This window comes from Polaromonas sp. JS666 (assembly GCF_900103405.1).
In the GTDB taxonomy this organism is placed as follows: Bacteria; Pseudomonadota; Gammaproteobacteria; order Burkholderiales; family Burkholderiaceae_C; genus Polaromonas.
Genome location: NZ_FNHX01000001.1, coordinates 597746 through 611146 on the forward strand (window position 1 = coordinate 597746; position 13401 = coordinate 611146).

Annotated in this window: 11 protein-coding genes; 7 read left to right on the forward strand and 4 right to left on the reverse strand. The window is 64.5% G+C overall.

The features are described 5' to 3' along the window. Nucleotides 1-339: a P-II family nitrogen regulator gene (locus BLQ85_RS02960; RefSeq protein WP_007869659.1), complete on the reverse strand. Its 339-nt coding sequence runs from the start codon at nucleotides 337-339 to the stop codon at nucleotides 1-3. Between the two features lie 147 nt (nucleotides 340-486). After that, nucleotides 487-2175 carry an NAD+ synthase gene (locus BLQ85_RS02965; protein ID WP_074575134.1) on the reverse strand — a complete coding sequence of 563 codons (1689 nt, stop codon included), beginning with the start codon at nucleotides 2173-2175 and terminating at the stop codon, nucleotides 487-489. Between the two features lie 24 nt (nucleotides 2176-2199). Here BLQ85_RS02965 and BLQ85_RS02970 point away from each other — a divergent pair, with 24 nt between their 5' ends. From BLQ85_RS02970 to BLQ85_RS02995, 6 genes are all read left to right on the forward strand, one after another. Further along, on the forward strand, nucleotides 2200-3417 hold the full coding sequence (locus BLQ85_RS02970; protein WP_074574650.1) for a GNAT family N-acetyltransferase: 1218 nt from the start codon (nucleotides 2200-2202) through the stop codon (nucleotides 3415-3417). 115 nt (nucleotides 3418-3532) lie between these two features. After that, nucleotides 3533-4129 carry an outer membrane beta-barrel protein gene (locus BLQ85_RS02975; RefSeq protein WP_074574652.1) on the forward strand — a complete coding sequence of 199 codons (597 nt, stop codon included), beginning with the start codon at nucleotides 3533-3535 and terminating at the stop codon, nucleotides 4127-4129. A gap of 94 nt (nucleotides 4130-4223) precedes the next feature. Then, nucleotides 4224-4532, forward strand: a complete 309-nt coding sequence (locus BLQ85_RS02980; RefSeq protein ID WP_074574655.1) for a hypothetical protein — start codon at nucleotides 4224-4226, stop codon at nucleotides 4530-4532. Nucleotides 4533-4558: 26 nt separating this feature from the next. Further along, complete coding sequence (locus BLQ85_RS02985) at nucleotides 4559-5365, forward strand: hypothetical protein (RefSeq protein ID WP_083336713.1); 807 nt, start codon at nucleotides 4559-4561, stop codon at nucleotides 5363-5365. Between the two features lie 111 nt (nucleotides 5366-5476). Further along, the gene (locus tag BLQ85_RS02990) at nucleotides 5477-7075 is read left to right on the forward strand and encodes a wax ester/triacylglycerol synthase family O-acyltransferase (protein ID WP_074574657.1); all 1599 of its coding nucleotides are present in this window, start codon (nucleotides 5477-5479) and stop codon (nucleotides 7073-7075) included. A 91-nt stretch (nucleotides 7076-7166) separates the two neighbouring features. Then, nucleotides 7167-8003, forward strand: coding sequence for a lipase family protein (locus BLQ85_RS02995; RefSeq protein ID WP_083336739.1), 837 nt, complete (start codon nucleotides 7167-7169; stop codon nucleotides 8001-8003). 69 nt (nucleotides 8004-8072) lie between these two features. On the opposite strand, the gene ppa is transcribed toward BLQ85_RS02995, so the two are convergent. Continuing rightward, nucleotides 8073-8606, reverse strand: a complete 534-nt coding sequence (gene ppa / locus BLQ85_RS03000; protein WP_074574658.1) for an inorganic diphosphatase — start codon at nucleotides 8604-8606, stop codon at nucleotides 8073-8075. A gap of 308 nt (nucleotides 8607-8914) precedes the next feature. Between ppa and BLQ85_RS03005 the strand changes: the two genes are divergently transcribed. After that, nucleotides 8915-11146, forward strand: a complete 2232-nt coding sequence (locus BLQ85_RS03005; RefSeq protein WP_074574660.1) for a sodium-translocating pyrophosphatase — start codon at nucleotides 8915-8917, stop codon at nucleotides 11144-11146. An 88-nt stretch (nucleotides 11147-11234) separates the two neighbouring features. Here BLQ85_RS03005 and BLQ85_RS03010 read toward each other — a convergent pair whose 3' ends face one another. Further along, on the reverse strand, nucleotides 11235-13379 hold the full coding sequence (locus tag BLQ85_RS03010) for an AAA family ATPase (RefSeq protein ID WP_074574663.1): 2145 nt from the start codon (nucleotides 13377-13379) through the stop codon (nucleotides 11235-11237). Nucleotides 13380-13401 lie beyond the last annotated feature (22 nt).

The following is a 13401-nucleotide window of genomic DNA, read 5'->3' on the forward strand; positions in this document are numbered from 1 at the left end:
TCAGACCGCCGCTTCGTCTTCCTCACCCGTGCGAATACGCACCACGCGCTCCACGCTGGTGATGAAAATCTTGCCGTCGCCGATCTTGCCGGTGCGCGCGGCGCGCACGATGGCGTCCACGCAACGCTCCACATCCTCGGTTTTCACGACGACTTCGACCTTGACCTTGGGCAGGAAGTCGACCACGTACTCGGCGCCGCGATAGAGCTCGGTATGGCCCTTCTGGCGGCCGAAACCCTTGACTTCAGTGACGGTCAGCCCGGTCACGCCGCATTCGGCCAAAGCCTCGCGGACTTCTTCGAGTTTGAAAGGCTTGAGGACGGCGGTAATTTGTTTCACTGAATATCTCCGGTAGTTAAAAAATAAGGCCCCCACGCTCCCCACTGCGTGTGGTTCGCTGCCCCCCCGAGGGGGCCGCCCGCCTGCGGCCCGGCAAAGCCGGTTCCGCGGCTCATGCTGGTATGGGAGGAGGCATCCCGTGCTTTTCTACTGTCTAAATTTGCTCGTAATAGGATAGCGCCAATCCTTGCCAAAGCTCCTGTGGGTGACCCTGATGCCCACCGGCGCCTGTCGCCGCTTGTACTCATTGATCCGGATCAGCTGGGCGACGCGCACGACCAATGCGCGGTCAAACCCGGCAGCGACGATGGCGTCCACGCCCTGGTCGTTCTCCATGTACCGCTCCAGGATGGCATCGAGCACTTCGTAAGGCGGCAAGCTGTCCTGGTCGGTCTGGTCGGGGCGCAGCTCGGCGCTGGGCGGACGCGTGATGATGCGCTCGGGAATCGGGTTGCTGCCGGTGCCGTAAGGGTCGTTGGCATTGCGCCAGCGCGCCAGCCGGAACACCGAGGTCTTGAGCACGTCCTTGATCACCGCGAAGCCGCCGGCCATGTCGCCATACAGCGTGCAATAGCCGGTGGCCATCTCGCTCTTGTTGCCGGTGGTCAGCACGATGGAGCCGAACTTGTTGGACAGCGCCATCAAAAACACGCCGCGTATGCGCGCCTGGATGTTTTCCTCGGTCGTGTCTTCCTTCAGGCCTTTGAACTCGCCGGCCAGCGAGGCCTTGAAGGCCTCGAACTCGGGCACGATGGAGATCTCGTCGTAACGCACCTTCACCCGCTCGGCCATCTCTCGCGCGTCTATCCACGAGATATCGGCGGTATAGGGCGAAGGCATCATCACCGCACGCACCTTGTCCGCACCCAGCGCATCCACCGCGATCGCCAGCACCAGGGCCGAGTCGATGCCGCCCGACAGGCCCAGGATGGCGCCCGGAAACCCGTTTTTTCCCAGGTAGTCGCGCACACCCAGCACCAGCGCGTCCCACAAATCGGCCTCGGGACTGCGCTCGGGCGCCGTATCCGCCGCCAATACAACCGCGCGCCCCGCGCGCCCGGCGCGGATGGCAAACAGCTTTTCCTTGAAACTCTCGGCCCGCCCGGCCAGCGTGCCGTCAGCCTGCAGCGCAAAAGAGCGTCCTTCAAACACGATTTCGTCCTGCCCTCCCACCAGGTGGGCATAAACCAGCGGCAACCCGGTGGCCAGGCAGCGGTTTTGCATCATCTGCTCGCGCTCGCCGCCCTTGCCCACATGGAAAGGCGAGGCATTGATGACCACCAGCAGCTCGGCGCCGGCTTCCCTGGCCAGCCGCGCAGGCTCTTCAAACCAGGCGTCTTCGCAGATCAGCAGGCCTATGCTGATGGCCTCATCACCCTCGCCGGCCTGGAACACACAGCTTCCCTGGCCCGGCGTGAAGTAGCGTCGTTCGTCAAACACCTGGTAATTGGGCAGCTCGCGCTTGGCGTAGCTTTCGATGACGCGGCCTTCGCGCAGCACCCGGGCCGCGTTGTGCCGCTGCTGCACCTCCACACTTTTGGTGCGCAGGCCCTTGCCGTTGTCGCCGTGGGTGGGCGTGCCCACCACCACCGTCAGGCCTTTTAACCCGGCCAGCTCGCGGGCCACTTGATTCACGGCATCATCACAGGCCTGGATGAAAGAGGGGCGTAAAAACAGGTCTTCAGCCGCATAGCCGCAAATCGCCAGTTCCGGTGTCAGCACCAGCCGCACACCATCCTGGTAGGCGACGCGGGCGGCCTCGATGATCTTTTGCGCATTGCCGGGCATGTCTCCCACGCAGTAGTTCAGTTGGGCAACGCAGATTTTGAGTGGCATGTAGAAGTAAAACCCCAAAAACACGTGAAAAAAGACTCAAACGATTATGTCATCCGCGTGCTGGATTCGCCGCTGAAGGTGAATGCCTCCGAGTGGAACGCCCTGCTGGCGGCGCAAAGCCCTGGCGAAGCCGCCAACCCCTTTATGCGCCACGAGTACCTGGCGGCACTGCACGAAAGCGGCAGCGCCACCCCCGAAACCGGCTGGACGCCGCGCTTTATCACCCTCTGGCAGGGCAAGACCCTGGCCGGGGCCTGCCCGCTATACCTCAAGGCCCACTCCTACGGCGAATACGTCTTCGACTGGGCCTGGGCCAATGCCTACCAGCAGCACGGCCTCCACTACTACCCCAAGGCCTTGGCCGCTGTGCCCTTCACGCCCGTGCCGGGCGCCCGGCTGCTGGCGCGCACCGCCGCAGAGCGCACCTTGCTGGTCAAGGCGCTGCTTGCCTGGTGCGGCGATGAAAAGCTGTCGTCGCTGCACCTGCTGTTTACGGCCGATGAAGATGTCGCGGCCTGCGAAGAAGCCGGCCTCATGCTGCGCCACACAGTCCAGTTCCACTGGACTGCACCGCCCGCCGGCTACCGTGACTTCGACGACTTCCTGATGTCGCTCAACCAGGAAAAGCGCAAAAAAATCCGCCAGGAGCGCCGCAAGGTGCACGATGCCGGCATCCACTTTCGCTGGTCGCTGGGCAAGGACATCAGCCAGGCCGACTGGGACTTCTTTTACCGCTGCTACGAGCGCACCTACCATGAGCACGGCAACGCGCCCTATCTGAGTCGCGACTTCTTCCGGCGCATGCAGGACACCATGCCGGAAAACTGGCTGCTGTTTGTGGCAGAAGGCACGCCAGGCGGCGAACGCCGGCCCATCGCGGCCAGCCTCATCGCGGTCAACGCCCCGCCTTCATCGCCGGGCGCGGCCGCTCCCCCGCTGGCCGCCTACGGCCGCTACTGGGGCGCCCTGGCCCGTGTCGACTGCCTGCACTTCGAAGCCTGCTACTACCAGCCGCTGCAGTGGTGCATAGAGCACGGCTACCAGCGCTTTGAAGGCGGCGCCCAGGGAGAGCACAAAATGGCGCGCGCCCTGCTGCCCGTCAAGACCACCAGCGCCCACTGGCTGGCCCATCCTTCCTTCGCCGACGCGGTAGAACGTTTCCTGGAGCGTGAAGGCGCCGGCATCCAGAGTTATATGGACGACTTGGAACGGCGCAACCCGTTCAAGGCATCCCCTAAATAGAGGACTTGCAACATAGCCATCAAGTCAATTTATTCGGAATCGACATACAGGGTGTTACAAACACAGGTATGCTTGGCGCCGGTTTCTCATGTTTCACCCTTCTGAAAGAATTTCGATGAAAAAGGTTTTCCTGGCTGGCGCAATCGCCGCAGCGTTCGTGGCGATGCCGGCTTCGGCCCAGTGGTACATCGGTGGCGGCGTCGGATCGTCCAAAGTCACTGGCGCAGACGGCACCGCGCCCACGACTCCTCCACTCACGCTCACCGGCGCTGACTCCAACAAAGCTTCCGTCAAGATTTATGGCGGCTACCAGATCACCCCTAACTGGGGCGTCGAAGCTCAATACGCCGACCTCGGCAACCGCGATTTCGCGATCCGCAACGGTGCCGGCGTTCCGCTCGCCACGGGTAGCCTGAAAGCAACGCAGTTCAGCATTGCCGGGACCGGCACGCTGCCACTGGCCAACAACTTCTCGCTGTTTGGCAAGCTGGGCATCTCCAGCAACCATGGAAAAATCAGCGCCGCTGGCATCTCCGACCGCGGCAGCAAGACTTCCCCCTTGATCGGTGTGGGCGCCCTTTATAACGTCACCCCGAAACTCGCCGTTCGCCTCGAGTACGAAGACTTCGGCAAGTTCTCCAATGACGGCGGCGCAAGCGGCGGTGCGATTCGCGCCAACAACTTCGGTCTCAGCCTGCAATACGCATTCTGATCTGATAATCTTGCTGACCTGACCAAAAGCCGGGCTCGTCCCGGCTTTTTTAATCCAGCCGCCCCTCATCCTTCACGTTATGCGAGGAATCCAAATGGCCGCCTACAAGGTCAACCTGGTTGAATGCCCCACTCTCAGCGCCGAGCAGCGCGCAGCCGCGGAATTGCGCTTTCGCATGGCGCTTGAATTCGCGGTGGGTGGGCCGGAGTATGTGCTGCCCTCTCTTCAGGCTTACATGCTGGCGCAGACCCTGAGCGAAGGCCTGCCGCTGCAAGGCGCTTCGCAGGCCGAAGAGCAGGTCATCGCACTGTGGCAAAACGCCGAGACCGACGCCATCCTGGCCGCCATGCGGCCGCTGGGTGACAACCTGGACAACGCGCGCTTCGAGATTCTTCCGCTCTGAATACCCCAGGTGCCGGAGTCCACACCATGAGCAGCGCCGCCCTCCCACTTGCCAGCGTCCCGGCATCCACCGCGCCGGCCGCCAACGACAGCGCGCTGGGAACAACGCCGCCGCTGGGCCGCCCCCATGCCCGGCGCCTGCGCGAGGTCTACCGCTCCGCCGGCTGGCCCTGCCAGGACCTGCTGGAAATCGAACTGCTCGCCACCGGCATGCTGCAGCGTGTGGCCGGACCCGCTGGCCACGAAACCCTGCGCGTCACTGACGCTGGCATTGCCTACCTGGCGGCCACGCTGCTGCGCAACCGCTCGGCCCTGTCCAAGCATGAAGCCCTGGTCGAGCAGGTGGCCGGCGAGATGGTGCGCGCCGGCCGCATCACCTGGCGCGGCCTGGGGCTACGCGCCCAGCTGCCACCGGACACCGAAGGCGGCAAGGCCCGCTGGTGCATCGCCAGGCCCGACGTGTTTTCCATTCGCAACACCACGGTGCAGGAATACGTGGACCCCATCGTCCACGAGATCAAGGTGCACCGCTCCGATCTGCTGGGCGACCTGCGCCGCCCCGAAAAGCGCGCCGCCTACCTGGACCTGGGCGGCGAATGCTGGTACGTGCTGGGTTGCGATGCCAAGGGACGGCCTATAGGCGCGGCCGATGAAGTGCCGGCCGAATGCGGCGTGATGCTGATGGAAGGCCGGCGCCTCGTCGTGGCCCGCGCGGCGCCACGGCGCTCGCGCCAGGCCTTGCCGCTGGGTGTCTGGATGGCGCTGGCCAAGGCAACACCGGTGGCCGGGCTCAATGACGATGAGCAAGGCATGCTGGGCGACTGCGAAGCTTGAACGCGATCATGGCCGCGCGCTGAGCCCGGCGCGACAGCCGCGGCTACGGCAAACCCTAGTGCCGCGGCCCGGCCCGCTCGGTTAAGGTCTCCCCACGGAGACAACACAACCATGAAATCCCTGACCGGCCTGGACGCGACCTTTCTTTACCTCGAAACCCCTGAAATGCCCATGCACGTGGGCTCGCTCAACCTCTGCGAACTGCCGGCCGGCTTCAAGGGCAGCTTTCACAAGGCCGTCAAAAACCACATCGCCAAGCGCATGCACCTGGCGCCGGTGTTCAGCCGCAAGCTGGTGTTCATGCCGCTGGACCTGGGCCACCCGCTGTGGGTGGAGGCCGATTCGGTGGACATCGACTTCCATATCCGCCGCGCCGACCCCAGCAAAAAAGGCGCGGCGCCCATGACGCTGGCCGAGGTGCACAAGCTCTGCGCCCAGCTGCACGGCGAGGTCATAGACCGCGACTTCCCGCTCTGGGAGTTTTACATTTTCGACCGTATCCAGCTGCCCGAATCCCAGGGTGGCGGCATCGTGGCGGGCTTTTTCTCCAAGATCCACCATGCCGCGCTCGACGGCAAAGGCGGCGTGATGCTGGCCAATGCCATGCTGGACCTGAGCCCCGAGCCGCGTGAGGTCGCGCCGCCCGACCCCGACAGGCGCCGCAAGCTGGAGGCCGACCTCAAGCTGGGCAAGATGATCGGCTCGGTGTTCTCCAGCTCGCTGGGCCAGCTGGCCAAGGTCGCCAAGTCGCTGCCCGCCGCGGCCAGCACCTTCGGCAGCACGCTGGCCAAACAGTCCATGGGCAGTTCGGCCACCGGCGTCAAACCCAAGATGCCGATGAAGCTGGCGCCGCCCACACCTTTCAACGCGGGCATAGGCACGGGCCGCGTGTTTGTCACCGCCACCATTCCGCTGGCGGAAACCAAGGCCATGGGCAAGGCGGTGGGAGGTTCGTTCAACGACATGGTGCTGTGGATCTGCTCGACCGCGCTGCGCAACTACCTCACGCAGCACCACAGCCTGCCGAAAAAATCGCTGGTGGCCGCCATGCCGGTGTCGCTGCGCGAAGCCGGCGCCACCGATGCCAGCAACCTGGGCAACCAGGTCAGCATGAGCCTGGTCGAGCTGGGCACCCACCTGGTGCACCCGCTCAAGCGCATGAACGCCATCATGGCCTCCACCGCCAAGGTCAAGACTTCCATGCAAAGCCTCAAAGGCCTGCTGCCGACCGATTACCCTTCGCTGCTGGCGCCCTGGCTGGTCGGCGGTGCCGCCAAGATGGCGCTCAATGCCTATGGCAAAAGCGGCATGGCCAGCCGCCTGCCCATGGTGGCCAACCTGGCGATTTCCAACGTGCCGGGCCCGCCGGTGCCTCTGTACCTGGCCGGCGCGAAATTCCTGACCTTCCATCCCCTGTCCATCATCCTGCACGGCCTGGCGCTCAACATCACCATACAGACCTACGCCGGCCATGTGGACTTCGGCATCATTGCCGACAAAAAAGCGCTGCCGCATGCCAGGGACCTGGCCAAGGCCATTGAAGAGGCCTTTGTGGAGGCGCAAGCGCTGATGGCTGCCCCAGCACCGGCCGTACCCGCGCCCCGCAAGACCGCCAAGCCCGCCGCGAAAAAGGCCGCGGTGAAAGCCGCCCCGGTAAAAACCCGAAAGGCCGCTGTCACGAAGGCGACGAAAACCGCGGCGAAGCAATGAAGTTAGAGGCGCCTCCCTCTGTAAAAACCTGTAAGCGCCTCCATACTGTTCCTGTCTGGAACCAACACAAAAGTATCCAATGCTGCAAGCCATGGCAAGCCCGTCATCCAAGCGAAATCCGTCTTCCTCCTCCCAGAATCCCTCAAAACCGGCTCCGCACGATGTCCCGCCCAGCGCCTGGCTGCTCGCACTCGAGTTGCGTGCATTCTGGGAATTCGGCGCCCTGCTGCCCGCCTGGCCCCTGCTGGCCCGCGCGCCGCGCGGCGACGGCCATGCCGTGATGGTGTTCCCGGGCCTGTCGGCCAACGACGCCACCACCGTGCCGTTGCGCCAGTACCTGCAGTCGCTCAATTACAAACCCTGGGGCTGGGAACAAGGCTTTAACTTCGGCCCGCGTGCCGGTGTGCTCGAAGAAGCCCGCGACAGCCTCATCCGCACCTTCGAGGCCACGGGCCGCAAGGTCAGCCTGATCGGCTGGAGCCTGGGCGGCGTCTATGCGCGCGAACTGGCCAAGGAAATGCCGGACAAGGTCCGCTGCGTGATCACGCTGGGCACGCCTTTCGCGGGCTCGCACAAGGCCACCAATGCCTGGCGTGTCTATGAACTCACCAGCGGGCGCAGCGTGGAACGTGAGTCCGAAAACTACGACCTGCCCGCCGCCCCGCCCGTGCCGACCACCAGCATTTATTCGCGCAGCGACGGCGTGGTGGCCTGGCAGGCCAGCATCCAGGCGCCCAGCGCAAGCAACCCGCAGACCGAAAACATCGAAGTGCTGGCCAGCCATATCGGCATGGGCGTGAACCCCAGCGCCTGGTGGGCGGTAGCCGACCGGCTGGCCCAGCCCGAAGGCCAGTGGAAACCCTTCTCGCGCGAGGACAAGGGCCGGCTGCACGGCCTGGTCTACCCGGTGCCCGCGCAAGCAGCTTAAAACCGCGCCAGGCATGAAAAAAGCGCCTGCAGGTTTTCCTGCAGGCGCTTTTTTTGTGAGAACCCGAAATCAGGCGGCCTTGGCGTAGTTGGCGATGCCGTCGGTGATTTCCTTCTTGGCCGCATCGGGGCCTTCCCAGCCCAACACCTTGACCCACTTGCCTTCTTCCAGGTCTTTGTAGTGTTCAAAGAAATGGGAAATGGTTTTCAGCCGCAGCGGGTTCATGTCTTCAGGTTTTTGCCACTGGGTGTACAGCGAGCATTTCTTGTCCACCGGCACGGCCAGCACCTTGCCGTCTTCGCCGGCTTCGTCCTGCATCTTCAGGATGCCGATGGCGCGGCAGGTCACCACCACGCCGGGGATCAGCGGCACCGGCGTGATCACCAGCACGTCGACCGGGTCGCCGTCGCCGCTGATGGTCTTGGGCACATAGCCGTAGTTGGTCGGGTAGTGCATGGACGTGCTCATGAAGCGGTCCACAAAAATCGCGCCGGACTCCTTGTCCACCTCGTACTTCACCGGGTCGGCGTTCATCGGGATTTCGATGATCACGTTAAAGGATTCGGGCACGTTTTTACCGGGGGAAACTTTATCGAGGGACATGGTCGCTTGAAGTGTGTGTTGAAGGGAAAGAGATGAAATGAAAGGCTTCAGCCCGCATGGGCGACCGCGCAAAGGGCGCGGAAGTTAATACTCTGCGGCTACCGGCAGCTCGGTATTTACCCTCATTTTACTGATTCGGGGCTTACGCATCGCGAACTTGTCATGTTTTCACGTTAAATTTCGCGAGTTGGCCAATCGACTTGTCTCCATACGTGGCACAAGCAACGAGGAAGCAACGCAGCGGGGGCACCGCTCGCGTGGCACCCCCTCCAAGCGAAAAACAACGTAGGAGAATTTCAATGTCAGCTATGACAGGCAACTCGGCGCTCATTCTTGCGCTGGTCTGCGGACTGATCGCCGTCGGGTACGGTATCTGGGCACGCAGCTGGATTCTTTCCCAGGACGCAGGCAATGCGCGCATGCAGGAAATCGCGGCCGCGATCCAGACAGGCGCCGCCGCCTACCTCGCGCGGCAATACAAAACCATCGCCATCGTCGGTGTCGTCCTCGCGGTACTCATCGGCTTCTTTCTGGACGGCAAGACCGCCGTCGGCTTTGTGGTCGGCGCGGTGCTCTCGGGCGCCTGCGGCTTTATCGGCATGAACGTCTCGGTGCGCGCCAACGTGCGCACCGCGCAGGCCGCCACCAGAGGCATTGGCCCGGCCCTGGACGTCGCTTTCCGCGGCGGCGCCATCACCGGCATGCTGGTCGTGGGCCTGGGCCTGCTGGGCGTGAGCGGTTTTTACTGGTTCCTGGTGGGCAACGGCAACTACACGCCCGACCTCAAGCTGGCCAACCTGCTCAACCCGCTGATCGGCTTTGCCTTCGGCTCCTCGCTGATCTCCATCTTCGCCCGGCTGGGCGGCGGCATCTTCACCAAGGGCGCCGACGTCGGCGCCGACCTGGTGGGCAAGGTCGAAGCCGGCATCCCCGAAGACGACCCGCGCAATCCGGCCGTGATTGCCGACAACGTCGGCGACAACGTGGGCGACTGCGCGGGCATGGCCGCCGACCTGTTTGAAACCTATGCGGTGACGCTGATCGCCACCATGGTGCTGGGCGCCCTGCTGCTGTCCAGCGCCGGCGCCACCGCCGCGGTCTATCCGCTGGCGCTGGGCGGCGTGTCCATCATCGCCTCCATCATCGGCTGCTTCTTCGTCAAGGCCTCGCCCGGCATGAAGAACGTGATGCCAGCCCTCTACAAGGGCCTGGCGATTGCCGGCGTGCTGTCGCTCATCGCCTTCTACTTCGTCACCGTGTGGCTGATGCCCGACAACGCCGTGACGGCCACTGGCACGCAGATGCGCCTGTTCGGCGCCTGCGCGGTCGGTCTGGTCCTGACCGGCGCGCTCTGCTGGGTCACCGAGTACTACACCGGCACGCAGTACAAGCCCGTGCGCCACATCGCGCAGGCCTCGACCACCGGCCACGGCACCAACATCATCGCCGGCCTGGGCGTGTCCATGCGCTCCACCGCCTGGCCCGTGGTGTTTGTCTGCATCGCGATCCTGGTCGCCTTCAAACTGGCGGGCCTCTACGGCATCGCGATCGCGGCGACCTCCATGCTGAGCATGGCCGGCATCGTGGTCGCGCTGGACGCCTACGGCCCCATCACCGACAACGCCGGCGGCATCGCCGAGATGGCCGAGCTGCCCAGCAGCGTGCGCGACATCACCGACCCGCTGGACGCCGTGGGCAATACCACCAAGGCCGTGACCAAGGGCTATGCCATCGGCTCGGCCGGCCTGGCCGCGCTGGTGCTGTTCGCCGACTACACGCACAAGCTCGAGGCCTACGGCAACGCCATCAGCTTCGACCTGAGCAAGCCCTACGTCATCATCGGCCTCTTCATCGGCGGGCTGATTCCCTACCTCTTCGGCGCCATGGCCATGGAGGCCGTGGGCCGCGCCGCCGGCGCCGTGGTGGTCGAAGTGCGCCGCCAGTTCCGCGACATCAAGGGCATCATGGACGGCACGGGCAAGCCCGAGTACGACACCGCGGTCGACATGCTGACCACGGCCGCCATCAAGGAAATGATGATTCCCTCGCTGCTGCCCGTGGTGGTTCCCATCGTGGTCGGCCTGGCGCTCGGGCCCCAGGCACTGGGCGGCCTGCTGATGGGCACCATCGTGACCGGCCTGTTTGTCGCGATCTCCATGTGCACCGGCGGCGGCGCCTGGGACAACGCCAAAAAATACATTGAAGACGGCAACCACGGCGGCAAGGGCTCGGAGGCGCACAAGGCCGCCGTGACCGGCGACACCGTGGGCGACCCCTACAAGGACACGGCCGGCCCGGCCGTGAATCCGCTGATCAAGATCATCAACATCGTGGCGCTGCTGATCGTGCCGCTGGTGATGAAATTCCACGGCGGTCCCGCGCAAGCCGCGCCCAGCGCGCCCATGGCGGAACCCGCCGCCGTGAGCGCACCGGCCGCCACCCCGACGGCGCCCGCCATGCCCGCCCCGGCCCCCACGCAGGCGCCCAACGCGGCGGCCACGCCGACGCCGGCCGCACCGGCCTCGGCAGCATCACGCTAAACCGCGACAGCCATGCAAAAAGCCCTGCACTGCAGGGCTTTTTTTTGTACGCACACAGCAAGGCTGCAGCGGCGTGGCCGCCGGCCGGTCAAGCCGGCATCAGTTGGCCCGCCTCTTGGCCAACCGCCAGCAACGCCGGCGCCGCGAGGAATTCAAAGCGGCGAATCTCGCTCAGCGCTTCGCTGAGCGTCATCTCACCGGATCGCATCAGGCACCCGGTCAGGTGCTCCGTCAGGCCGGTGTATTGCGCCAGGACAGCCTTGGTTTCGCTGTAAAGCCGTTCGCTCTGGGCCTCCATGATGTTGCGCGTTTCCTCGTCCGGCGGCGCCGTGCCGCCGTCCTTGACGAGCGCCGCATAGTTCAGCCGGGTCTTGCGGTACATGCCCATTTCCGCCACCGCATGGTGCAGCAGCCGGGTCACGCGCGTGATGTCGTTGTGGGCGCCGCCCGTGGTGCCGTCCTCTCCGAAGAAAAGCTCTTCATTGGCCATGCCGCCCAGCAGCACGCGCACTTCATGCTCCATGTCGCCTTTTGTCTTGAGGAGGTTGCTGTCCTGTTTGTGCAGCACAAAGCCCAGCGCGTTGTTGCGCGGATTGGCTTTGAGTGAAATCTTGATGGTGTTCATGTCGGCTTGCAGGGCATCCCAGCTGCCGCCTGCCAGCTTGCGCTGGTGGTGAAAGTCCATCAGGAAGTGGCCCCACTCGTGCACGGCGATGATGCGCCGGTCCCGCTCGCGCTCCTTGGTGGTGTGGTCGTTAACGTTGCCGACCAGCACGCGCTCGGCGGCCTGCATCAGGGTGTGCGCGCCTATCATCTGGCCCGACTGCACCGCGAGTATGCCCGCCTGGTTGACCATGGTTTCCAGGTCCGCCGGGCTGCAGCCCTCGGTCAGTTCGACAAAATGGCGCAGGTCCAGGTCCGGCAGGACCTTGTCGACACGCTGGCGCAGGTAGTGGCCGGTAATCGCCAGTCGCTCCTGCTGGTTGGGCATGCGGAAGTCGACCTTCATCTGGAAGCGGCGCAGCATGGCCTCGTCCATCTGCAGGTTGGCCGAATTGAAATTGGACGCCACGATCCAGATGATTTCCGCGTCCGACTTGGTGCGCACGCCGTCCAGGATGGCCAGCAGCATGTTCTGCGTGTCGTCGTCGTATTTCCGGTTGCCGCCACGCCGCATGAAGAGGTCCTGCGCCTCGTCGAGGAACACGATGCAGCGCTTGCGCCGCGTGGCCAGCGAGAGAATGCGCGACAGGGTGTTGGAGCCCCCGGCGACATAGCCGGTTTCCAGGTTGGCGGCCGAATGAAAAAGAATCGGCAGGTTCAGCTCCTTGGCCAGGTAGCTGGCCAGCTTGGTCTTGCCGGTGCCCGCCGGGCCGCTGAACATCACGTTGAACGGCTTGTTCACGCCGTAGGCGGCGTATTCGAGGCGGCGCTCGTACTGGTCGCGGATCTGCGCGACCTCGGCCTTGATGTCGTCCATGCCGACCAGGTCGTCGATGTCGCCGCTGATCTGCTGCGGCGAGATGAACTTCAGCGACTTGCGCTGGCCGCCGACCTGGTACCAGAGGAAGGCCAGCAGGCCCAGGGTCAGGGTGGCGGACACCAGCGCGCTGGCGCCGCCTTTCCAGGCGTCCTGCTCGGATTGCGGACGCGCCTCGCCGAAACGCTGTTCAAGCCGCGCCAGCATGTCCTTGCTGGCGCCGTCAAGCGCGGCCTGGGGCACAAAAGTCAGCTTGCCGCCCCAGGGTGCCGTCACGGCCTTGTCGGCCAGTATCTTGGTCTCCATGTCCGAGGGGTAATACGCGTACTGCCGGCCTTGCGACTCCACCAGCACAAAGCGCTCGGAAACGGTCCAGAGAATCGGACGGTAAATAATGGTGATGCGCGCGACCGGGTGGGTCTCGAGAAAACTCAGCACCGAGCCGCTGCCGAAGACGACCGGCAGCGCGGTGTTGTAGGCCCAGGCCGCTTCGGCGCCTTGCCCCGCCGCCATTGCCTTGACCTCCAGGCTCAGTTTCTCCTGGCGTTGCAGAGTGGACCAGGCGTAGTACGCGCTGGCGGGAATCATCAGCGCCACGCCCAGCACCGCGAGTTTCATGCCCGGCGTCTGAATGGCCAGCCAGTCGCGCAAGCGCGCCGCGGTGGCTTTAAACCAGGCCCGCGTGCCGGAGCCGGCCGCGGGTGCCTCGCCGGTGGAAGCTGCATCGTTCGCGCATGGGGTGGGGTCGCTCATCGCTGTATGTGTCCAGAGTGCG